The sequence below is a fragment of the Bordetella sp. MIP270_01_BMS genome (assembly GCF_054958705.1).
Genome location: NZ_CM143297.1, coordinates 1,025,779 through 1,047,099, shown reverse-complemented (window position 1 = coordinate 1,047,099; position 21,321 = coordinate 1,025,779). Strand labels below are relative to the sequence as shown.

Genomic DNA, 21,321 nt, shown 5'->3' with positions numbered 1-21,321 from the left:
ACGGATAAAAGGGTCTCGCTGCCCAGGTCCGTTACCGATACGCCGAGTCTTACCAAGGAATCATTTATGTCTGCCAGCCAGACCCTGCCTTCAGAGCCCATCGACCTGCCTCTGCTGCCCTTGCGCGACGTGGTGGTGTTCCCGCACATGGTCATTCCGCTGTTCGTCGGCCGTCCGCGCTCGATCAAGGCGCTGGAAGTGGCCATGGAAGCCGGAAAGAGCATCATGCTGGTGGCACAGAAGTCCGCCGGAAAAGATGACCCCACGCCCGAAGACGTCTACGAGATCGGGTGCGTGGCCGGTATTCTGCAGATGCTGAAATTGCCCGACGGCACCGTCAAGGTGCTGGTCGAGGGTACCCAGCGTGCCCGCATCGACAGCATCGACGATGCTGAATCGCATTTTGTCTGCCAGGTGACCCCGGTGGCACCCGATGCCATGCAGGGGTCTGAAACCGAGGCCCTGCGTCGCGCCATCGTTGCTCAGTTCGAGCAGTATGTGAAACTGAACAAGAAGATCCCGCCCGAGATCCTGACATCGCTGGCTGGCATCGACGATGCCGGCCGCCTGGCCGACACGATCGCCGCTCATCTGCCCCTGAAGCTCGAGCAGAAACAGAAAATGCTCGAAATTCTGGGCACTTCCGAGCGCCTCGAAGGCTTGCTGACGCAGCTGGAAACGGAAATCGACATTCTTCAGGTCGAGAAGCGCATCCGTGGCCGCGTCAAGAAGCAGATGGAGAAAAGCCAGCGCGACTACTACCTGAACGAACAGGTCAAGGCTATCCAGAAGGAACTCGGTGAGGGCGAAGAGGGCGCAGACATCGAAGAACTTGAGAAGAAGATCATCGCCGCGCACATGCCGAAAGAGGCGCGCAAGAAGGCCGATGCCGAACTCAAGAAGCTCAAGCTGATGTCGCCCATGTCCGCCGAAGCCACGGTGGTGCGCAACTACATCGACACGCTTATCAACCTGCCCTGGAAGCGCAAGAGCAAGATCAACAACTCGATAGGCAACGCCGAGAAAGTTCTCGACGACGATCACTATGGCCTCGAGAAGGTGAAAGAGCGCATTCTCGAGTATCTTGCCGTGCAACAGCGCGTCGACAAGGTCAAGGCGCCCATTCTGTGCTTGGTCGGGCCCCCGGGTGTGGGCAAGACCTCGCTGGGGCAGTCCATTGCGCGTGCCACGAATCGCAAGTTCGTGCGGATGGCGCTGGGCGGCGTGCGCGACGAAGCTGAAATTCGCGGGCATCGCCGCACTTATATCGGTTCGATGCCGGGCAAGATCCTGCAAAACATGAGCAAGGTCGGCGTGCGCAACCCGCTGTTCCTGCTCGACGAGATCGACAAGCTGGGCATGGACTTCCGGGGCGACCCCTCGTCGGCGCTGCTCGAGGTGCTGGACCCCGAGCAGAACCATACCTTCCAGGACCACTACATCGAAGTCGACTTCGACCTGTCGGACGTCATGTTCGTGGCAACCAGCAACACGCTGAACATTCCCCCCGCGCTGCTCGACCGCATGGAAGTGATTCGGCTTTCGGGCTATACCGAAGACGAAAAAGTGCATATCGGCCGCGACCATCTGCTGCCCAAGCTGATGAAGAACAACGGCGTGAAAGATTCCGAACTGACCGTGGATGATTCGGCGCTGCGCGACATCGTGCGCTACTACACCCGCGAGGCGGGCGTCCGGGCACTCGAACGCGAAGTGGGCAAGATCTGCCGCAAGGTGGTCAAGGAACTGCTGGCGAAAGCCGACAAGGCCAAGGCCGAAGGCAAGCCGGCCGAGCTGGCGCCGGTTCACGTCAGTGCCGAGAATCTCAGCGATTACCTGGGCGTGCGTCGTTACACGTTTGGCATGGCCGAGAAAGAAAACCAGATCGGCCAAGTGACTGGCCTGGCCTGGACGGAAGTCGGTGGCGATCTGCTCACAATCGAAGTGGCCGATATGCCTGGCAAGGGCACGATCCAGCGCACGGGATCGCTGGGCGACGTCATGAAGGAATCGGTCGAGGCCGCCCGTACGGTGGTCAGATCACGCGCTCGACGCCTGGGATTTGCCGACAGCGTGTTTGAAAAGCACGATATGCACGTGCACGTGCCGGAAGGTGCGACGCCCAAAGACGGCCCGTCTGCCGGTATTGCCATCACCACCGCGATGGTGTCCGCGCTTTCTCGGATTCCGGTACGCGCCGACGTGGCGATGACGGGCGAGATCACCTTGCGTGGCGAGGTTCTACCCATCGGCGGTCTGAAAGAAAAGCTGTTGGCGGCGCATCGGGGCGGCATCAAGACGGTCCTGATTCCTGAAGAAAACGTCAAAGATCTGGCGGAAATCCCCGACAACGTCAAGAATCAGCTCGAAATCGTGCCGGTACGTTGGATCGACAAGGTGCTTGAATTGGCGCTTGAGCGTCAGCCCGAGCCCTTGGCCGAAGACGAAGCGGTCAAGGAGCCCCTCGTCGCCAAGCCGGCCGAGCCGGCTTCGAGCGATCCGGTCTTCAAGCACTAGGATTGATCCGCATGGCGTGCAAGCGCCATGAAAAAGGGCGTCGCGAGACGCCCTTTTTTATTTGTTCCGCTGGCGCGGTAGGGTGGCCAGCTGCGCCATAACGGTTGGACGGCGCGCGCTTGCACTGCAAATCCAACTTGATTGCGAGGTCTGGGCGGCGTGGCACAACTCGGTATGGCGCTCGTCCAGTGCGGGCTGAAATTCTGCCCGGGCGGGGTCTACGGGCAAGGTCCGGTGGGCGGACTGCGTTCCAGCGTGATTCGCAACATGCGCATGAATTGGCCGGAATCAGACAGTCCGGCGTCGCGGATGTTCGGCTACATCGCCGGGACACTGCCGGGTTGCGCAGTGGCCGGGGCGGGAAGCGCGAATCAATGCAACGCCTGGGTGCGTATCAGACCCACGGCAATGCCTTCAAGCGCGAACTCTTGCGTGCCGTCGACGACAATGGGTGAGAAGTCCGGGTTTTCCGGAAGAAGTTCGACGCGACCCCCTGAACGCTGCAATCGCTTGACGGTGACATCATCGCCCAGGCGGGCAACGACGATCTGCCCATTGCGAGCGTCTGCCGCCCGCTTGACGGCGAGCAGGTCGCCTTCAAGTATGCCGGCATCGCGCATGCTCATGCCGCGCACTTTGAGCAGATAGTCGGGCGCTTGCTCGAACAGGGCGGGGTCCACTCCGATTTCGCGTTCGACGTGTTCTGCCGCCAGGATAGGACTGCCGGCTGCCACACGGCCCACAAGAGGCAACAGCAGGCGCCCCACTGCGTCGACCATGCCGGTGAGCCCGGACGCAGACGAAGCGGTGCCCGACGCGGCGGTATCCACAGGGTCGTTCAGGCGTATGCCACGAGACGCGCCTGCGGTCAGCTCGATGGCGCCCTTGCGCGCGAGCGCCTTCAGATGATCTTCCGCGGCATTGGGAGACCGAAACCCCAGGGCGCGTGCGATTTCCGCGCGCGTGGGCGGGAAGCCGGTGCGTGCCACCGTAAGCCGGATGAGATCCAGGATTTCCTGCTGACGCGTGGTGAGTTTGGTGGCCATGGCGATGATCCGTAATGCGGACTGTATGGATATACAGCAGCGATTCTGGACGACACTGGACAAAAAAGCAAGTGAGCGCGATGGTTGCGAGCCTGCGGTTCTAGGCGCCGAGCGCTCGCAGGATATAGACGGCGGCAATTGTCCAGAGCGGAGTGCGGCATCGGAGGCGTGGACCGGACAAGGGCACGATAAGGCTGGCATGGCCGCTTCCCATTGGGCGGAAGGACATACTGCAGCGATTTGCTGCCCCGCGTTACGTCAGATGCGCGGGGCGGGCAACGTCGAGGCCCAGGCGAAGCGCGGCGGCAAGAAGATAGTTTTCAGGTGAAGTCAGCGGCTGCTGTATGCCCTTCAGTCGTCAGCATTAAAGGCCCACGGACGCGGTTTCGAAGTGACCGCTCGCGCGCACGGCGAATGGGCCCGCACGGGCTAACCTGGGGAGGAGCCGGGAGCGGACGACGCAAAACAAAAGGCCCGTCCGGGAGGACGGGCCTTTGGCGGGCACAGACGATTCGATTATTGCTTGATCACGGCGGCGATGGCCTCGGCCACGGTGTCGATATTGCGGCTGTTCAGGGCAGCGACGCAGATGCGCCCGCTGGCGACGGCGTAAATGCCGTGCTGCTCACGCAATACGTCCACCTGGGCGGACGTCAGGCCGGAATACGAGAACATGCCCCGCTGCTGCAGGACGAAGCCGAAATCCTGGGTGGCGCCGGCCGCTGCAATTTTCTCGACCAGTTGCTTGCGCATCAGGCGGATGCGATCACGCATGCTGGCCAGTTCCTGTTCCCACAGGGTGTACAGCTCGGGCGTGTTCAACACGGTTGAGACCACCGTGCCGCCGTGGGTGGGCGGGTTGGAGTAGTTGGTGCGGATGACGCGCTTGAGCTGACTGAGCACCCGCTTCGCTTCGTCCTGGTTGCCTGCGACCACGGTAAGCGCGCCGACGCGCTCGCCATACAGCGAAAACGATTTCGAGAATGACGAACTGATCAACATCGTCAAGCCCAGGCTGGCGAATAGCCGCACCACGGCCGCGTCTTCCTGGAGGCCGGCGCCGAAACCCTGGTAGGCGATGTCCAGGAAGGGCACAAGGTTGCGGGCCTTGACCACCTGGGCGATCTGTTGCCACTGTTCGGCGGTGGGATCGACGCCGGTGGGGTTGTGGCAGCAGGCGTGCAATACCACGATGGTTTGTTCAGGGGCTGCTTGCAGAGACGCCAGCATGCCATCGAAGTCCAGTCCATGCGTGGCGGCGTCGTAATAGGCGTAGGTGTCGACCGTGAACCCGGCGCGTTCGAACAGCGCACGATGGTTCTCCCAGCTGGGATTGCTGATCAGCACCTTGGAATTCGGCAGCAGCTGTTGCAGGAAGTCGGCGCCGATCTTCAGGGCGCCCGTACCGCCTAGCGCCTGCGCGGTGAGAACGCGGCCTTCGGCGGCCAGGGGCGAATCGGCGCCCAGCAGCAGGGCCTGGGCCCCCTTGTTGTAACCGGCGATGCCTTCGATGGGCAGGTATCCCCGAGCGGCAGCAGCCTCGATGCGGGCAATTTCCGCCTTGCGCACGGCTGCCAGCAGCGGAATGCGGCCGTCATCATCGTAGTACACGCCCACGCCCAGGTTGACTTTGCCGGGGCGGGTATCGGCGTTGTACTGTTCGTTCAGACCCAGGATGGGGTCGCGCGGCGCAAGTTCGACGGAATCGAAAAGAGAGCTCATGGGGTTCAGTAAGGGTATGTGGACGCGGGGGCGCGTGCTGTGGATAATGGGGGGTTTACCCTGAGACAGTCTAGCATGACCGCTCCTGGATTCGTCGATTTTCCCGACAGCCCCTTCCACCTGTACCAGCCGTACCCGCCGGCGGGCGACCAGCCCACGGCGATTGCGAGCCTGGCGCAGGGCATTCAGGATGGCCTCATGTATCAGACCCTGCTGGGCGTGACGGGGTCGGGCAAGACATACACCATGGCGAACATCATCGCCAGGCTGGGCCGGCCTGCCTTGGTGCTGGCGCCCAACAAGACGCTCGCCGCGCAGCTGTATGCCGAAATGCGCGAGTTCTTTCCCAAGAACGCCGTTGAATATTTCGTCTCGTATTACGACTACTACCAGCCTGAGGCCTACGTCCCCACGCGCGACCTGTTCATCGAGAAAGACTCGTCAATCAACGAGCACATTGAGCAGATGCGGCTGTCGGCCACCAAGAGCCTGCTCGAGCGCCGCGACACCATCATCGTAGGCACCGTCTCGTGCATCTACGGCATCGGCAACCCGGGCGACTACCATGCCATGGTGCTGATCCTGCGCGCCGGAGACCGCATTTCGCGCCGTGAAGTGCTGGCGCGCCTGGTCGCCATGCAATATACGCGCAACGACGCCGACTTCACTCGGGGCACGTTCCGCGCGCGGGGCGAGACGCTCGACATCTTCCCGGCCGAAAGCCCCGAATTGGCGGTACGGCTGACGCTGTTCGACGATGAAATCGAATCGCTCGAATTGTTCGACCCGCTGACAGGGCGCGTGCGCCAGAAAGTGCCGCGCTTTACCGTTTACCCGGGCTCGCACTATGTGACGCCGCGCGATACGGTCCTGCGCGCCATCGAAACCATCAAGGAAGAGCTGCGCGACCGTCTTAAACTGCTCACCGCCGAAGGCCGGCTGGTGGAAGCGCAGCGTCTCGAGCAACGCACGCGGTTCGACCTCGAAATGCTGCAGGAACTCGGTTTCTGCAAGGGTATCGAAAACTATTCACGGCACCTGTCGGGCGCTGCGCCGGGCGAGCCGCCGCCCACGCTCATCGATTACCTGCCCGCAGACGCGCTCATGTTCATCGATGAAAGCCACGTCACCATCGGGCAGTTGGGCGGCATGTTCCGAGGGGATCGCGCGCGCAAGGAAACCTTGGTGCAATATGGCTTCCGGCTTCCCTCGGCACTGGACAACCGGCCCTTGCGGCTCGAAGAGTTCGAATCCCGCATGCGCCAGTGCGTCTTCGTGTCGGCCACGCCTGCGGCGTACGAACAAGAGCATTCCGACAATGTGGTCGAGCAAGTGGTTCGGCCGACTGGTCTGGTAGACCCCCTGGTCGAGGTCCGGCCCGCCCGCACGCAGGTCGACGACCTGCTTGGGCAGATAAAACTTCGGGTCGCGGCGCAAGAGCGCGTCTTGGTCACTACTCTCACCAAGCGCATGGCCGAAGATCTTACCGACTATCTTGCCGAGCACGGGGTGCGGGTGCGTTATCTGCACTCCGACATCGATACGGTCGAGCGCGTCGAAATCATCCGCGACCTGCGGCTCGGCACCTTCGACGTGCTGGTCGGAATCAACCTGCTGCGCGAGGGGTTGGACATCCCGGAGGTCTCTCTGGTGGCCATCCTGGACGCCGATAAAGAGGGCTTTCTTCGTTCAGAACGCAGCCTCATCCAGACCATCGGACGGGCGGCGCGCAATCTCAATGGCCATGCCATTCTCTACGCCGACACCATTACGGCGTCGATGCGGCGCGCCATGGACGAAACCGAGCGCCGCCGCAACAAACAGCTTCAGTTCAATATCGACAACGGCATTACGGCGCGGGGCGTCAATAAAGCGGTGCGCGAGCTTATCGACGGCATTGTCGCGCCGGTGCGCCACGATACCCTGGAAGCGGCGGTGGCGCCCGAATTGCTGGTCGACGAAAAAGCCATGGCTCGCGAGATCCGGCGCCTCGAAAAGCTCATGACCGACCATGCGCGAAATCTGGAATTCGAGCAGGCGGCCGCAGCCCGCGACGCGCTCAACGCGCTCAAGCAGAGGGTGCTGCTCGGAGGCGATCTCTGACGTTTTGGCCGTTGAACGAGGCCGAATCGTGCCCCCCAATGCAGCGTTTCACGCCCCAAAGCGGGGCGGTGCGTGGGCCGGTGCTGCATTGCGGGCAAAACCTCGAATGTGTTACGTCTTGGACGAAAAAAACATCGAGTAAAACCTTAGATAATTAAGCTAATCTATTGATAAGATAGAAAAATATTATCCCGGCCGCTTGCGCCTGCACGCATGCGCAATTGCAAAAAAAACTTGCTATATTCCGGGTTTTCCCTCAGACTTACACCCATGATGACCAAGGTACTTTTCGTTTGCATGGGTAATATCTGTCGCTCGCCGAGCGCAGAGGGCGTGTTTCGCCATTTGGTGAACGATGCCGGCTTGAGTGACGTCGTGCGTGTGGATTCCGCCGGTACTCACGCCTACCACATTGGCGAGGCACCCGATGCCCGCGCCCAGGCCGCTGCGCGCAAGCGTGGCTACGAGATCAACCATTGCGTTGCGCGTCAGGTCACGGCCGACGACTTCCGCGAATTCGATCTCATCCTGGCCATGGATTGGGACAATCTTTCAGCGTTGCAGCAACAGTGCCCCAAGGCGTATCAGCACAAGCTGATGCTGCTCATGCGCTTTGCCAACGAATTCGAAGAAGCGACCGTACCTGACCCCTATTATGGTGGTCCCGAAGGTTTTGGCAAGGTCCTCGATTACCTCGAGGACGCCTGTCAGGGCGTTCTGGAACTGGTCCGCAAGCGCGCAACCCAATATCAGGCCGCCTGAGGCGGCTGCCGCAGCCAAAAAACCGCGCCCCGGCGCGGTTTTTTACGACTGTGAAGCCATACCAATTTACTCGGGAATTTGCTATACTTGAGGTAATTACTCAGGTATTGGTTGCCCACTCGGGTGGCCTGCCGGTCTTACAGGAAACCACCATGCGGCTTACTACGAAAGGGCGTTTCGCGGTCACCGCGATGATCGACCTGGCCATGCGGCAGCACAGCGGTCCGGTGACTCTCGCGGCCATCAGCCAGCGCCAGAACATTTCGCTTTCCTATCTGGAGCAGCTGTTCGGCAAATTGCGGCGTCATGAGCTGGTCGACAGCGTCCGGGGGCCCGGAGGCGGTTACTCGCTGGCCCGCCTGGCGCGCAACGTCACCGTCGCCGACATCATTTTTGCGGTCGACGAACCGCTCGATGCCACCAATTGCGGTGGCAAGCACGATTGCACCAGTGGCAATAACGGCAAGTCGGGCAAGTGCATGACCCATGAACTCTGGACGACCCTCAATCGCAAGATGGTCGATTACCTCGATTCCGTCTCCCTGCAAGATCTGGTGGACCAGCAGCGTCTGCGCCAGTTGCAGGAAGCCTCGCAAGCGGCCCAGGGCTGCTCGGCGGTGCGGGTAGAGCGTGGCGCTACGGCGTCCCCTGCCGCCTCGAGCCCCACGATAGCCGCAGGCGCCACCGTATAAGAAGCAGGAGCCTAGATTCCATGACCAACCGTCCAATCTATCTTGATTACTCGGCCACCACGCCGGTCGACCCTCGCGTGGTCGACAAAATGGTGCCCTGGCTTTACGAAAGTTTCGGCAACCCCGCTTCCCGCAGCCACGCATTCGGCTGGGAAGCGGAAGACGCTGTCGAGAATGCCCGTAAGGAAGTCGCCTCGCTGGTCAACGCCGATCCGCGGGAAATCATCTGGACCTCCGGCGCTACGGAATCCGACAACCTGGCCATCAAGGGCGCAGCGAATTTTTACTCGGAGCGGGGCAAGCACGTCATTACCGTCAAGACCGAACACAAGGCGGTGCTGGATACCTGTCGTGAACTCGAGCGCCAGGGCTTCGAAGTCACCTATCTTGACGTGCGCGAAGATGGTCTGCTGGACCTAGACGCGTTCAAGGCGGCGTTGCGGCCCGATACCGTGCTGGTGTCGGTGATGATGGTCAACAACGAAATCGGCGTTATCCAGGATATCGAGACGCTGGGCGAGATCTGCCGCGAAAAGGGCATTGTTTTCCATGTGGATGCGGCCCAGGCGACCGGCAAGGTGGCCATCGACCTGCAAAAGCTGAAAGTCGACCTGATGTCATTCTCGGCTCACAAGTCATATGGCCCCAAGGGCATCGGAGCGCTATACGTGCGCCGCAAGCCGCGTGTGCGCATCGAGGCGCAGATGCATGGCGGCGGTCACGAGCGTGGCTTCCGTTCAGGCACCCTGGCGACGCACCAGATCGTGGGCATGGGCGAGGCGTTTCGCCTGGCCCGCGAAGAAATGGGTACCGAGAACGAGCGCATCCGCATGCTGCGCGACCGGCTGTGGGCGGGGCTGTCGCAAATCGAGGAAACCTATCTGAATGGTGACCTCGAACAGCGCGTTCCGCACAATCTGAACGTCAGCTTCAACTATGTGGAAGGCGAATCGTTGATCATGGCCATCAAAGAGCTGGCCGTCTCCAGCGGCTCGGCCTGCACGTCCGCCAGCCTCGAACCTTCGTACGTTTTGCGTGCGCTGGGCCGCAATGACGAACTGGCCCACAGCTCGATTCGTTTTACGCTGGGGCGTTTTACCACCGAGAAAGAGATCGACTTCACCATCGAACTGATCAAGAGCCGCGTGGGCAAGTTGCGCGACATGTCGCCGCTGTGGGAAATGGCCCAGGCCGGCATAGACCTCAATACCGTGCAGTGGGCTGCCCACTGAGCGCGCACGCGACCGAAACAGGAGAATCACCATGGCTTACAGCGACAAAGTACTGGACCACTACGAAAACCCCCGTAACGTGGGTTCGTTCGACAAGGGCGACGAGTCGGTGGGTACCGGCATGGTCGGTGCCCCCGCGTGTGGCGACGTCATGAAGCTGCAGATCAAGGTCAGCGAATCGGGCGTCATCGAAGACGCGCGCTTCAAGACTTACGGGTGTGGCTCGGCCATTGCTTCGAGTTCGCTGGTGACCGAATGGGTGAAGGGCAAGACGCTTGACGAAGCCCTGAACATTCGCAACACCCAGATCGCCGAAGAATTGGCGCTTCCGCCGGTCAAGATCCACTGCTCGATCCTGGCGGAAGACGCCATCAAGGCGGCGGTGCAGGATTACAAGACCAAGCACTCGTCCACCGAAGAAACGGCGATTGCTGCCGCGGTGAACTGACATGCCCGTTACCCTCACCCAACAGGCGGCTTCGCATATCGGGCGCTACCTGCAGAAACGCGGGAAGGGCGTGGGTTTGCGGCTGGGCGTTCGTACGACCGGTTGTTCGGGCATGGCGTACAAGCTTGAGTACGTGGATGACCCGGCGCCGGAGGACATGGTGTTTGAAAGTTTTGGGGTCAAGGTGTTTGTCGACCCCAAGAGTTTCGCCTACCTGGAAGGTACCGAACTCGATTACGCGCGCGAGGGTTTGAACGAAGGTTTCAAGTTTCGCAATCCCAACGAAAAGGCGACCTGCGGCTGCGGCGAGTCGTTCACGGTGTAGCCTTTGGCGGCCGACGACCATTTCAGCCTGTTCGGCCTGCCGGCGCGGTTCGACATCGATCCTCAGGTGCTTGAACAGGCCTGGCGCAGCGTGGCGGCCCGAGTGCATCCGGACCGCTTCGCCACGGCAAGTCCGGCCGAGCGCCGCGTGGCCATGCAATGGGCAGCGCGTGCCAACGAGGCTTATCGCCAATTGCGCGACCCTCTGTCGCGCGCGCGCTATCTATGCGAACAGGCCGGCGTCGACCTGCAGACCGAAAGCAACACCGCCATGGAACCTGCGTTCCTGATGCAGCAGATGCAATGGCGCGAAATGCTTGACGACGCCCGCACCGACGCCGCCGTGTATGCCACGCTGCAAACCGAACTGGACGAGGCGCGTCGCGACATGCGCGCGACGCTGGCCACGCTGCTCGACGAACGCCACGACTATGCCGCCGCCGGTACCAAGGTGCGCGAATGGATGTTCGTTGAAAAGTTGGCGCATGAACTCGCCGCCGCGCATCCCTCCGGCTAGCCGGCCCACGCGGGCACGCGCCAAGCCGCTGTTTCGCTTTCCGACCTGAAGCACAATCATGGCCTTATTGCAGATTTCCGAGCCTGGCGAATCGCCCGCACCGCACCAGCGCAAGCTGGCGGTGGGCATCGACCTGGGCACGACCAATTCACTGGTGGCTGCCGTGCGCAGCAGCACTCCCGAAGTGCTGAACGACGCAGCGGGCCAGCCCCTGCTGCCCTCGGCGGTGCGCTATCTGCCCGACGGCAGGGTCGTCATCGGCCGCGAGGCCCTGCAGCAGCAGAGCGCTGATTCATTCAATACCGTCGTTTCGGTGAAGCGCTTCATGGGGCGTTCCGCCGACGATGCGCGCGCCAGCGGCGCGCCGTACGATTTTGTCGACTCGCCGGGCATGGTGCGCCTGCGCACCGTTCAGGGAGATCTCAGCCCTGTCGAGGTCTCTGCGCAGATCCTGGCCGTTTTGCGCCAGCGCGCAGAAGACGTGTTGGGCGACGATCTGGTGGGCGCAGTGATTACGGTGCCCGCTTATTTCGATGACGCGCAGCGCCAGGCCACGCGCGACGCCGCCCGCCTGGCGGGGTTGAACGTACTGCGCCTGCTCAACGAACCCACGGCGGCGGCCATTGCCTATGGGTTGGATCAGGCCGCCGAAGGCACGTACGCCGTCTATGACCTGGGCGGTGGCACCTTCGATATTTCCATTCTTCGCCTGACGCAGGGTGTCTTCGAGGTGGTGGCCACAGGTGGCGACACCGCACTGGGCGGCGACGATTTCGATTGGGCCATCAGCGAGTTCGCGCGCGCCAGCCTGGGTGATGCGCCGCTGACCCCGGGCGACCGCCGCACGGTCCTGGTCGCCGCACGCGCCGCTCGCGAGGCATTGTCGAATGGCGCCGAGGCGCCGCTGCGCGCCAGCCTGCAGGATGGCCGGCAGCTTGATCTGAACCTGACGCGCGACCAATTCGAACAGCTGGCGCAACCCCTCGTTCAACGCACGCTCGATCGGGCCCGCGCCGCGTTGCGTGATGCCGGGCTGCAGGTGTCCGAGGTCAAGGGCGTGGTCATGGTGGGCGGCGCAACCCGCATGCCGGTGGTGCGCCGCGCCGTCGGCGAACTGTTCCGCACTGAGCCCCTGGTCGATCTGGACCCGGACCAGGTCGTGGCCCTGGGCGCCGCGCTGCAGGCCAACTTGCTGGCGGGCAATCGCCTGCCCGGTGAAGACTGGCTGCTGCTCGACGTGACGCCGCTGTCTTTGGGGCTGGAAACCATGGGCGGCCTGGTCGAACGTATCATTCCGCGCAACAGTACGATTCCCGTCGCGCGCGCGCAGGAATTCACAACCTTCAAAGACGGGCAGGGCGCGATGAGCGTTCATGTCGTGCAGGGAGAACGTGAGCTGGTGTCCGATTGCAGGTCCCTGGCACGCTTCGAATTGCGGGGCATTCCACCCATGGTGGCCGGTGCCGCGCGAATCCGCGTGACGTTCCAGGTCGATGCCGATGGCCTGCTGAGCGTGACCGCGCGTGAACAGAGCACGGGGGTGGAGGCCGCAGTTACGGTCAAGCCGTCATATGGCCTGTCCGACGACGAGATCACGCGCATGCTGGCCGACAGCGTGGCCCAGGCCGACAGTGACGCGCAGGCCCGCATGTTGCGCGAACAGCAGGTCGAGGCCCGGCGCCTGGTCGAATCGGTTCAAGCCGCATTGGCCGCCGATGGCGACCTGCTTGATGCCGATGAACGAGCCCGGGTAGACCATTGCCTGCGGGTCGCCGCCGCCGTGCAGGACGCCGACGATGCCGACGCCGTTCGCGGCGCGGTGCAGGCCCTGTCGGAGGCCACCGAGGAATTCGCCGCGCGCCGTATGGATCGGGGTATCCGGGCCGCGCTGGCGGGCCGCAAACTTGACGAAATCGCCTGACCAGATCGCCGTATGCCAAAACTTACCGTGTTGCCCCATCCAGACGTCTGCCCGGAAGGCGCCGTCATCGAGAATGCGCCGCAGGGTGCTTCCATCTGCAGGGTGCTGCTCGACAACCATATCGAGATCGAGCATGCCTGTGAACTTTCGTGCGCATGCACAACGTGCCACGTCATCGTTCGCGAGGGCTTTTCGTCGCTAGAAGACGCCACCGATGATGAAGAAGACCTGCTCGACAAGGCCTGGGGATTGAGCCCCACTTCGCGCCTGTCCTGCCAGGCGCGACTTGCTCAAACCGACCTGACGATCGAGATTCCCAAGTACACCATCAACCACGCGAAAGAGGAACACTGATGAAGTGGGTCGATACATACGATATCGCCGCCGCGCTGGCGGATGCTCACCCTGATGTGGATCCGGCGGGCGTGCGTTTCACGCAGCTGCGCGACTGGGTGATTGCATTGCCGGGTTTCGACGATGACCCCGCGCGCAGCGGCGAGAAAATCCTGGAAGCCATACAGATGGCCTGGATCGACGAGGCCGCCTGAACGTCCCGTCCGTCGGTTTGCCGCGCCGCGCCGGCGCACAATCAATAATTGCCATAGTTCCGGACTGCCATGACCGCTTTGCGCTTCGGCCTAGCTGCCAACCGCCTGCATCACGAAACCCCTGACGCAGCCCTGTTCGACTGGCTGCGCGCCAGCTCGGCCGGCATACGCAAGCTTGACATGCAATTGCACACGGTGGGGCGCACGCATGACGCCATCATGCGCGAAGGCATGCTGCAGGGCTATCGGGGCCTGATACGCTACCCCTATGGGCGCGAGGGTGGGCTGATGAAGCTGGTCGCGCGGGTGACCGAAGGCCGCGACGGAGACGCCCCGTTCGATGGCGCTATCTACCTCATCGATCCGGTCGACCCATCGTCCATCTTTCCCGAAGCGCTGGCCCTGAAGCGACAATGCATCACCCACGGCCGCCCATTCATCTCCACGTTGGCTGGGGCCATTGAATGGGTAGAGATCGAATGCATGCTGGCGGGCCTGCCGCCAGATCCTGCAGTGTCCCGCTATTTTGACTTTGAGGGCCAGACCATCGCCCTGATCGCGCACGACGCGCTCAAAGAAGAAATGGTTGCTTTCGCGTCCGAGCATTTCGACCTGTTGTCCCAGTTCGCCGGACGCGTGGCCACCGGTACGACGGGCGGCCTGCTCAATGAGCTGGCGTGGTCGCGCGGCTGGCCTGCCGATCGGCCTTGGGTACATCGCTACCTGAGCGGTCCGCTGGGAGGGGACGCGCAGATCGCGGAATTGGTGCTGGAGCAGCGCTGCCAACGTGTCGCGTTTTTCGAGGATCCGCACGTGGCGCGTCAGCACGAGGCCGACATTCAACTTCTGGAGAGGGCGGTGCGTGTCGTGACGAGGGCCGCCACCTGCGTGACGTCGCCCGGCGTGGCGCGCCGCTGGGCCACGGGCGTCACACTGCGTCAGGCGCAGATTCGAAACTGAACTTCGGTGTCACGGCCCGCGCGCCTTGGAGCATGCGGCGAGCGTGCCACCCACGGCGCCATGACCGAGAGCGCCTGAATCAACGGCGCTGAACTACCGGCGCTTGAACAGCACGATGACGCCGCAAGCGAGCGACATCGCCAGCAAAACTGCGGAAATGCGCAGAAGGCCGGTGCCGCCCAGCACGTCGCCACCCCCCACGGCGTCCGTCATGCCGCCCAACCAGAGCAGGGCACAGAACAACGACAGGATGAACAGCACCACGCCCGCGCTGGCCAGCAGGGCGAGTGCGAGACGGCCGGCGCGGGCAGGCGCCGGCGTGGAAGGGCGGCGCTTGGGCAGTACGACGTACAGCACCAGCATGATGAAGGCCGCGATGATCAGTATCTTTACGAGCATGGCGGCTCCCGGGGGTCAGTCTTCGCGGCGCAGATGCGGGAAGAGGATAACGTCGCGTATGCTGGGACTGTCGGTCAGCAGCATGACGAGGCGGTCGATCCCGATGCCGCAACCCCCTGTGGGTGGCATGCCATATTCCAGCGCACGGATGTAATCGGCGTCGAAATACATGGCTTCTTCGTCACCGGCATCCTTGGCTTCGACTTGCGCGCGGAAGCGCTCGGCCTGGTCTTCGGGGTCGTTGAGTTCGGAGAAGCCGTTGGCGATTTCGCGTCCTGTCATGAACAGCTCGAATCGCTCGGTGATGCCGGGGCGCGTGTCTGACGCGCGCGCCAGCGGTGACACTTCGATCGGGTAATCGATGATGTACGTGGGGTTCCACAGCTGCGATTCGGCGGTTTCCTCGAACAAGGCCAGCTGCAGGGCCCCCAGTCCGGCGCGCGAGAGAACTGGTCCATCCACGTCGGCGCCCAGTTTCTTGAGTTCGGCGCGCAGGAAGGCGGGGTCGTCAAGCTGGGTCTGCGCATAGCCGGGCGCGTATTTCAGGATGGCTTCGCAGATGGTCAGGCGGTCGAATGGACGCGAGAGGTCGAGTTCGCGGTCCTGGTACGTCAGGACGGCGCTGCCGGTGGCGGCCACGGCGGCCTTGCGCAGGATCTGCTCGGTGAAATCCATCAGCCAGCGGTAGTCCGCATAGGCCGCATAGAACTCCATCATCGTGAACTCAGGGTTGTGCCGGGGGCTGACACCTTCGTTGCGGAAGTTGCGGTTGATCTCGAAGACGCGTTCGAAGCCGCCCACCACGAGGCGCTTCAGATAGAGTTCGGGCGCGATGCGCAGGAACATTTCCATGTCGAGCGCATTATGGTGCGTGACAAAGGGCTTGGCCGCGGCGCCGCCCGGTATCGGGTGCAGCATGGGCGTCTCGACTTCGAGAAACCCGGCATCAAGCATGACCTGACGGATGCTGCCCACCGCTTTGCTGCGCACCTCGAACGTGCGGCGCGTCGCCTCGGTCATGATGAGGTCGACGTAGCGCTGGCGGTAACGCAGTTCCTGGTCGGCCACGCCGTGGAACTTGTCGGGCAGCGGACGCAGCGATTTCGACAGCATGCGCGCCGTGGCAGCATGCACCGAGAGTTCACCCTTGTTGGTCTTGAATACTGAACCTTCGACGGCGATGATGTCGCCGATATCCCATTGCTTGAATGCGGCATAGGCCTCGTCGCCCAGCGTGCCGCGGTCAAGATAGATCTGGATGCGCCCGCTGCCGTCCTGGATGGTGGCGAAACTGGCCTTGCCCATGACGCGTTTGAGCATCATTCGGCCGGCGACCTTCACTTGCACCCCGGCGCCCGCAAGGGCTTCCTGGTCTTGGTCGCCGTATTGGCGATGCAGTTCCGCGGCATGCGCGTCCGGTACGAAATCGTTGGGATACGCGACCCCGGCTTCGCGCAACTTTGCAAGTTTGGCGCGCCGCTCGGAAATCAAGCGGTTTTCATCCTGGGCAGCCGGTACGGGCGAGTGATCGGTCATGGTGGGTCAGTCGTAATTGCGGATGTCGTCGATTTCGGTCGTGCCGAAATCTTCGCGTTCGAGATAGGCCAGAATGCGCTGGGCCACGGAGTCGGGGGAGGTGAGTTTGCCTGTGGCGTGCAGTTCCTGGAACCGGGCCAATGCGGGGAAGTTCGCCGGGTCGCTGGCGCGGATGGTTTCCTGCATGCCGGTATCCACCACGCCCGGCGCCAGCGCCACGGCGCGCACGCCGTGCGCTGCCTGTTCCTGGTTCAGCACCCGCGTGTACATGTCGAGTGCGGCCTTGGTGGCGCAATATACGCCCCAGCCCGCATTCGGATTTCGCCCCGCGCCGGATGATATGTTCAGTATGCGCCGCTGCGCCTGCAACCCCTGCACGGCAGCCACGAAGTGCGCCGTCAGCAGCATGACGGCCGAGACGTTCAGGTTGAACGCCTGCGCAATCGCGTCGCCGTCGGTCAGGCGATGCGCGGCCGCGACGGGCTGCACGGTGCCGGCGTTGTTGATCAACAGGTAGCGCCGCGCGTCGCGCGGCAGTTGCGCACTGAGGCGGCTGGCGACTTCCCCGGCCGAACGCAGGTCGGACAGGTCGACCTGGATCTGCTCGAGCTCGGCCCCCTGGGCTTGCGCATGCGACGCGAGTTCAGGGTCGGCTCGGCGTGCCAACGTCACCAGGCGCGTGCCGGGCCGCGCGAGTTTGCGAGCGAGGGCCGCGCCGATACCGCGCGAGGCCCCGGTCAGGATTGCAATCGTGTCGGTCATGCGCTTGCCCCTAGAGTGTTCATGAGTGAGATGCCGGCAGCGCCGGCGGGATCACACACCTTGCTTCAGGCTGGCCTGGATGAAGGTATCGAGGTCGCCATCGAGCACCTTCTGGGTGTTCGAAATTTCGACGTTGGTGCGCAAGTCCTTGATGCGGCTTTGGTCCAGCACGTACGAACGGATCTGGTGGCCCCAGCCTACGTCGGTCTTGGAGTCTTCCAGCTTTTGCTGTTCGGCCATGCGATTGCGCATTTCAAGCTCGTAGAGCTTCGATTTGAGCATCTGCATCGCTTCGGCGCGGTTGCGATGCTGCGAGCGGTCGTTCTGGCACTGCACCACGATGCCGGTCGGGATGTGCGTCAGACGCACCGCCGAGTCGGTTTTGTTGATGTGCTGTCCGCCCGCGCCGCTCGCGCGATAGGTGTCCACGCGCAGGTCGGCCGGGTTGACCTCGACTTCGAATGAATCGTCGACTTCGGGGTAGACGAAGACGCTGGCAAACGAGGTGTGGCGGCCGCCCGAAGAATCGAAGGGGCTCTTGCGCACCAGCCGGTGCACGCCCGTTTCGGTGCGCAGGTAGCCGAATGCGTAGTCGCCTTCGAGCTTGATCGTGGCGGACTTCAAGCCGGCGACTTCTCCTTCGGATTCTTCAAGGATTTCGGCTTTGAAGCCCTTGCGTTCCGCGTATTTCAGGTACTGCCGCAGCAACATCGACGCCCAGTCCTGGGCTTCGGTGCCGCCGGCTCCGGCTTGGATGTCGATAAAACAGTTCAGCGGGTCGGCCGGATTGCCGAACATGCGGCGGAATTCGAGGTCTTCGAGTTGCCGCTGGAATTCGTCGGCGTCGTTCTCGATGGACTGCAAGGTGGCGTCGTCGTCGTCGGCCGCGGCCAGCTCGTAGAGTTCGAGCGCGTCGGCAATGCCGCTGCGCAAGCCGGTCAGCGTGGCGACGACGGTTTCGAGGGATTTTTTCTCGCGTCCCAAGTCTTGGGCGTGCTTGGGGTCATTCCAGACGGCCGGGTCTTCAAGCTCGGCATTGACGACCTGCAGGCGTTCAGCCTTCAGATCGTAGTCAAAGATACCCCCGTAGCGCTTGCTCGCGCTCTGCATAGTCGGCAAGGCGGGCGGCGAGCTGGTTCTGGCGTTCGGCTTCCATGGTGCTTCCTGGCTGGATTAGTGCGAAACCCAACATTTTAGCGTGGATTATTCGGCATGCTCGACGACCAGTTGGGCCGACACGACCCCGTTCCAGACATTGGGTTCAAGGCGGTACGCCACGCGCACCCGCTCGGGCAGGGACTGGTCATGTCCGAACCAGATGCCGTCAAATCGCTGGTGGCCGCGTTCCAGCGACAGCTTCAGGTGCTTTTCGCCGACCAGGCGCTGGTTGCGCACCGTGAATTCGTCCAGGAACAACGGCGGGGCAAAACCGGCCCCCCACACCTGCTGCTGCAGCAGTGTCGCCACTTCGGCGTTTGCGTAGCCGGTTTCCAGCGAGCCATCGGTTTCCAGCAATGGCTCGAATGCATCGCGCCCGGTGAGTTCTCGTACGGCGGCGTCGAAGGCCGGGCCGAACGCCGGAAAATCATGACGGCCCAGCGTCAGGCCCGCGGCCATGGCGTGTCCGCCGAATTTCCGGATCAGGCCGGGATGGCGCTTGGACACAAGGTCGAGCGCGTCGCGCAGGTGCACATCGGGAATCGATCGCCCGGAACCGCGGATCTCGTCGTCACCGGCCGGGGCAAAGGCCAGGGTGGGGCGCCAGTATTTTTCTTTTAGCCGCGACGCCACCAACCCCACGACGCCCTGGTGCCAGCCCGGATCGAAAACGCAGACGGTGGCGCTGTTGTGCTCGCTGGCCGCATCCATGGCGGCCAGCGCCTGTTCGCGCATTTCGGCCTCGATGCCGCGCCGTTCGCGGTTGATCTGGTCGAGCTGCCGCGCCATGTCGAGCGCCTGTGCTTCGTCGTCTGTAGTCAGGCAGGCAATGCCCAGACTCATGTCGGCCAGGCGTCCGGCGGCGTTGATGCGCGGACCCAGCGCGAAGCCGAGGTCAAAGCCGCTGGCACTGCGAGGCTCACGAGCGGCGACCGCAAACAGCGCGCGAACGCCGGGCTGCATGCGGCCGCTGCGCATGCGCTGCAGGCCCTGCGTGACCAGCAGACGGTTGTTCGCGTCAAGCTTGACCACGTCGGCGACGGTGCCCAGCGCCACGAGGTCGGCCAGCGCGTCCAGGCGCGGCCCCCCGTCCCGGGCATAAGTGCCGCGCCGGCGCAGCTCGGCCCGCAGCGCCAGCATCAGGTAGAAAATCACCCCGACGCCCGCCAGGTTCTTCGATGGAAAGCCGCAGCCCGGCTGGTTGGGATTGACGATCGCCAGGGCGTCGGGCAGGGTGTCCCCCGGGAGATGGTGGTCGGTAACCACCACCCCGATGCCGGCGGCATTGGCGGCGGCAACGCCCTCGACGCTGGCGATGCCGTTGTCCACGGTGATGATCAGATCGGGCTTGCCGCGATGGTGCGAGCAGGCCAGTTCGACGACGGCCGGCGAGAGTCCGTAGCCGGTCTCGAATCGGTTGGGCACCAGGAAGTCGACGTCGGCACCGAACGCCCGCAGCGCGCGCAGTCCGACGGCGCAGGCCGTGGCGCCGTCGCAGTCGTAATCGGCCACGATCAGCATCCGCTTGCCCTGCGCGATGGCGTCGGCCAGAATGGCCGCGGCACGATCCACATGGGTCAGGCCGGCCGGCGGCAGCAAGGCGGGCCATGCCAGGCGCGTCTGGTCGGGGTGGCAAACGCCGCGCGCGGCCCACAGGCGGGCCAGCAGGGGGTGCACGCCCGCCGCCTCGAGAATGCGGCAAGCGTCAAAATCGGTCGAGCGTACAGTCAGACGGGGTGAGACCACCAGGCATTCCAGTTTTTCTTGCGTGCGGGCAGCCAGCCCAGCAGGCGGCCTCGCGGTTTCAGGGACAAATCGGCGCGCCGGTCGGCGCCCAGCAGGACCAGTTGCAGGCCCGTGGCCGGCAGGCGGGAAGGATCGGCCAGCGGGCGCAACCGGTGGCGGTCGAGCTCGGCCAGCGCCTCCAGCCAGGCCGCCCAATCGCCTGCGCGATGTGGAGCGTCGAGCTCTGTGGCGACTTCGGCGGGCGCAGCCGGCGTTGCCGGCCAGGCGCGCGCGCCTCCGTAGAGCCACAGGGCGTTGACGGGGGGCACCCCGCGCGCGACCCGGGCTTCGTTGACGGGGTGTTCATGCCATGCCATCTGGATTTCGTTCAGCAGCCGGCGCCACGGACGCATGGCGGGATCCTGGCTCCACCAGTCTCGCAGTGGCAGGCCTGCGACGGCTGCGGGACTTACCGTGGGCGGCGCCAGGCCTTCGGGCAGGCTCAGGCGCCAGCGCTGCGGACCCACCGACTGCGCCGAGAAGCCGGCCGCGGCAAGACTGGGTTGAGCCGTGTCCAGCAGGGCCAAGCCTTCTTCGGCGCGGACGTCCAGTCCCTCAGGGTCGAGCAGGACGGCCTGATCGGTGCCCAACGCGAGGTGGGACAATTCGGCAAGCCAGACGGGCTTGCCGTCATCGGCCACCGCGGGGGCGCGCAGCGGACCGAGCCCGCTGCCCAGCGGCGTACCCGGACCAGGCCGGTAGCCCGCCTGCACCAGTTGCCAGGCCTCGAACGGCGTGCACCCATGTACGCGCGCGTCAAACGCCGTGACATGGGCAGTGGCGCCTTGCAGCCAGGCATGCAGCACGGGGGCACGCTGAGGCAGCAGGCGTGCCAGTTCGGCGGCGACAGGCAGGGGAGGCAGGGCGCCCGGTATAGCTATGAGCATGG

Annotated in this window: 20 protein-coding genes; 12 read left to right on the top strand and 8 right to left on the bottom strand. The window is 63.5% G+C overall.

Annotation, left to right across the window (positions count from 1 at the left end):
• Nucleotides 1-66 precede the first annotated feature (66 nt).
• Complete coding sequence (gene lon, locus ACV17W_RS04805) at nt 67-2,517, top strand: endopeptidase La (protein ID WP_462595306.1); 2,451 nt, start codon at nt 67-69, stop codon at nt 2,515-2,517.
• A 371-nt stretch (nt 2,518-2,888) separates the two neighbouring features.
• On the opposite strand, the gene lexA is transcribed toward lon, so the two are convergent.
• Both lexA and ACV17W_RS04795 read right to left on the bottom strand, forming a co-directional pair.
• Complete coding sequence (gene lexA, locus ACV17W_RS04800; protein ID WP_462595305.1) at nt 2,889-3,563, bottom strand: transcriptional repressor LexA; 675 nt, start codon at nt 3,561-3,563, stop codon at nt 2,889-2,891.
• Between the two features lie 516 nt (nt 3,564-4,079).
• Entirely contained in the window at nt 4,080-5,285 is a 1,206-nt protein-coding gene (locus ACV17W_RS04795) for an amino acid aminotransferase (RefSeq protein ID WP_462595304.1), read from the bottom strand.
• Nucleotides 5,286-5,360: 75 nt separating this feature from the next.
• On the opposite strand from ACV17W_RS04795, the gene uvrB reads away from it, so the two are divergent.
• The 11 genes from uvrB to ACV17W_RS04740 all read left to right on the top strand — a co-directional run bounded on the left by uvrB (nt 5,361) and on the right by ACV17W_RS04740 (nt 14,792).
• On the top strand, nt 5,361-7,388 hold the full coding sequence (uvrB, locus tag ACV17W_RS04790) for an excinuclease ABC subunit UvrB (RefSeq protein ID WP_462595303.1): 2,028 nt from the start codon (nt 5,361-5,363) through the stop codon (nt 7,386-7,388).
• A 270-nt stretch (nt 7,389-7,658) separates the two neighbouring features.
• On the top strand, nt 7,659-8,150 hold the full coding sequence (locus tag ACV17W_RS04785) for a low molecular weight protein-tyrosine-phosphatase (protein WP_462595302.1): 492 nt from the start codon (nt 7,659-7,661) through the stop codon (nt 8,148-8,150).
• A gap of 152 nt (nt 8,151-8,302) precedes the next feature.
• Nucleotides 8,303-8,842, top strand: a complete 540-nt coding sequence (iscR, locus tag ACV17W_RS04780) for a Fe-S cluster assembly transcriptional regulator IscR (RefSeq protein WP_462595301.1) — start codon at nt 8,303-8,305, stop codon at nt 8,840-8,842.
• 20 nt (nt 8,843-8,862) lie between these two features.
• Nucleotides 8,863-10,074, top strand: a complete 1,212-nt coding sequence (locus tag ACV17W_RS04775) for an IscS subfamily cysteine desulfurase (protein WP_462595300.1) — start codon at nt 8,863-8,865, stop codon at nt 10,072-10,074.
• 31 nt (nt 10,075-10,105) lie between these two features.
• Entirely contained in the window at nt 10,106-10,522 is a 417-nt protein-coding gene (iscU, locus tag ACV17W_RS04770) for a Fe-S cluster assembly scaffold IscU (RefSeq protein ID WP_462595299.1), read from the top strand.
• A gap of 1 nt (nt 10,523) precedes the next feature.
• On the top strand, nt 10,524-10,847 hold the full coding sequence (iscA, locus tag ACV17W_RS04765) for an iron-sulfur cluster assembly protein IscA (protein ID WP_462595298.1): 324 nt from the start codon (nt 10,524-10,526) through the stop codon (nt 10,845-10,847).
• Between the two features lie 3 nt (nt 10,848-10,850).
• Nucleotides 10,851-11,363: a Fe-S protein assembly co-chaperone HscB gene (gene hscB / locus ACV17W_RS04760; protein ID WP_462595297.1), complete on the top strand. Its 513-nt coding sequence runs from the start codon at nt 10,851-10,853 to the stop codon at nt 11,361-11,363.
• Nucleotides 11,364-11,421: 58 nt separating this feature from the next.
• Nucleotides 11,422-13,284 carry a Fe-S protein assembly chaperone HscA gene (gene hscA, locus ACV17W_RS04755; RefSeq protein ID WP_462595296.1) on the top strand — a complete coding sequence of 621 codons (1,863 nt, stop codon included), beginning with the start codon at nt 11,422-11,424 and terminating at the stop codon, nt 13,282-13,284.
• A 12-nt stretch (nt 13,285-13,296) separates the two neighbouring features.
• Nucleotides 13,297-13,638, top strand: coding sequence for an ISC system 2Fe-2S type ferredoxin (gene fdx / locus ACV17W_RS04750; protein ID WP_462595295.1), 342 nt, complete (start codon nt 13,297-13,299; stop codon nt 13,636-13,638).
• Complete coding sequence (gene iscX, locus ACV17W_RS04745) at nt 13,638-13,832, top strand: Fe-S cluster assembly protein IscX (RefSeq protein WP_462595294.1); 195 nt, start codon at nt 13,638-13,640, stop codon at nt 13,830-13,832. The genes fdx and iscX overlap by 1 nt, the downstream gene beginning before the upstream one ends.
• A 69-nt stretch (nt 13,833-13,901) precedes the next feature.
• A complete protein-coding gene (locus ACV17W_RS04740) occupies nt 13,902-14,792 on the top strand; it encodes a methylglyoxal synthase (RefSeq protein WP_462595293.1) in 891 nt (296 codons plus the stop codon).
• Between the two features lie 93 nt (nt 14,793-14,885).
• Here the strand turns inward: ACV17W_RS04740 and ACV17W_RS04735 are convergent, their stop codons facing one another.
• The 6 genes from ACV17W_RS04735 to ACV17W_RS04710 all read right to left on the bottom strand — a co-directional run bounded on the left by ACV17W_RS04735 (nt 14,886) and on the right by ACV17W_RS04710 (nt 21,319).
• Nucleotides 14,886-15,191 carry a hypothetical protein gene (locus ACV17W_RS04735; RefSeq protein WP_462595292.1) on the bottom strand — a complete coding sequence of 102 codons (306 nt, stop codon included), beginning with the start codon at nt 15,189-15,191 and terminating at the stop codon, nt 14,886-14,888.
• A gap of 15 nt (nt 15,192-15,206) precedes the next feature.
• Nucleotides 15,207-16,727: a lysine--tRNA ligase gene (lysS, locus tag ACV17W_RS04730; protein ID WP_462595291.1), complete on the bottom strand. Its 1,521-nt coding sequence runs from the start codon at nt 16,725-16,727 to the stop codon at nt 15,207-15,209.
• Between the two features lie 6 nt (nt 16,728-16,733).
• Nucleotides 16,734-17,489 (bottom strand): SDR family oxidoreductase, encoded by a 756-nt coding sequence (locus ACV17W_RS04725; protein WP_462595290.1) that lies wholly within the window; start codon nt 17,487-17,489, stop codon nt 16,734-16,736.
• Between the two features lie 51 nt (nt 17,490-17,540).
• Nucleotides 17,541-18,645 (bottom strand): peptide chain release factor 2 gene (gene prfB, locus ACV17W_RS04720; protein WP_462595289.1). Its coding sequence is split into 2 segments (ribosomal slippage): nt 17,541-18,563 and nt 18,565-18,645, totalling 1,104 coding nucleotides; the frame shifts between segments, so codons are not numbered across the junction.
• 47 nt (nt 18,646-18,692) lie between these two features.
• On the bottom strand, nt 18,693-20,393 hold the full coding sequence (gene recJ, locus ACV17W_RS04715) for a single-stranded-DNA-specific exonuclease RecJ (protein WP_462595288.1): 1,701 nt from the start codon (nt 20,391-20,393) through the stop codon (nt 18,693-18,695).
• Entirely contained in the window at nt 20,375-21,319 is a 945-nt protein-coding gene (locus ACV17W_RS04710) for a hypothetical protein (RefSeq protein ID WP_462595287.1), read from the bottom strand. Before ACV17W_RS04710 ends, recJ begins: the two co-directional genes overlap by 19 nt.
• Between the last annotated feature and the right edge of the window lie 2 nt (nt 21,320-21,321).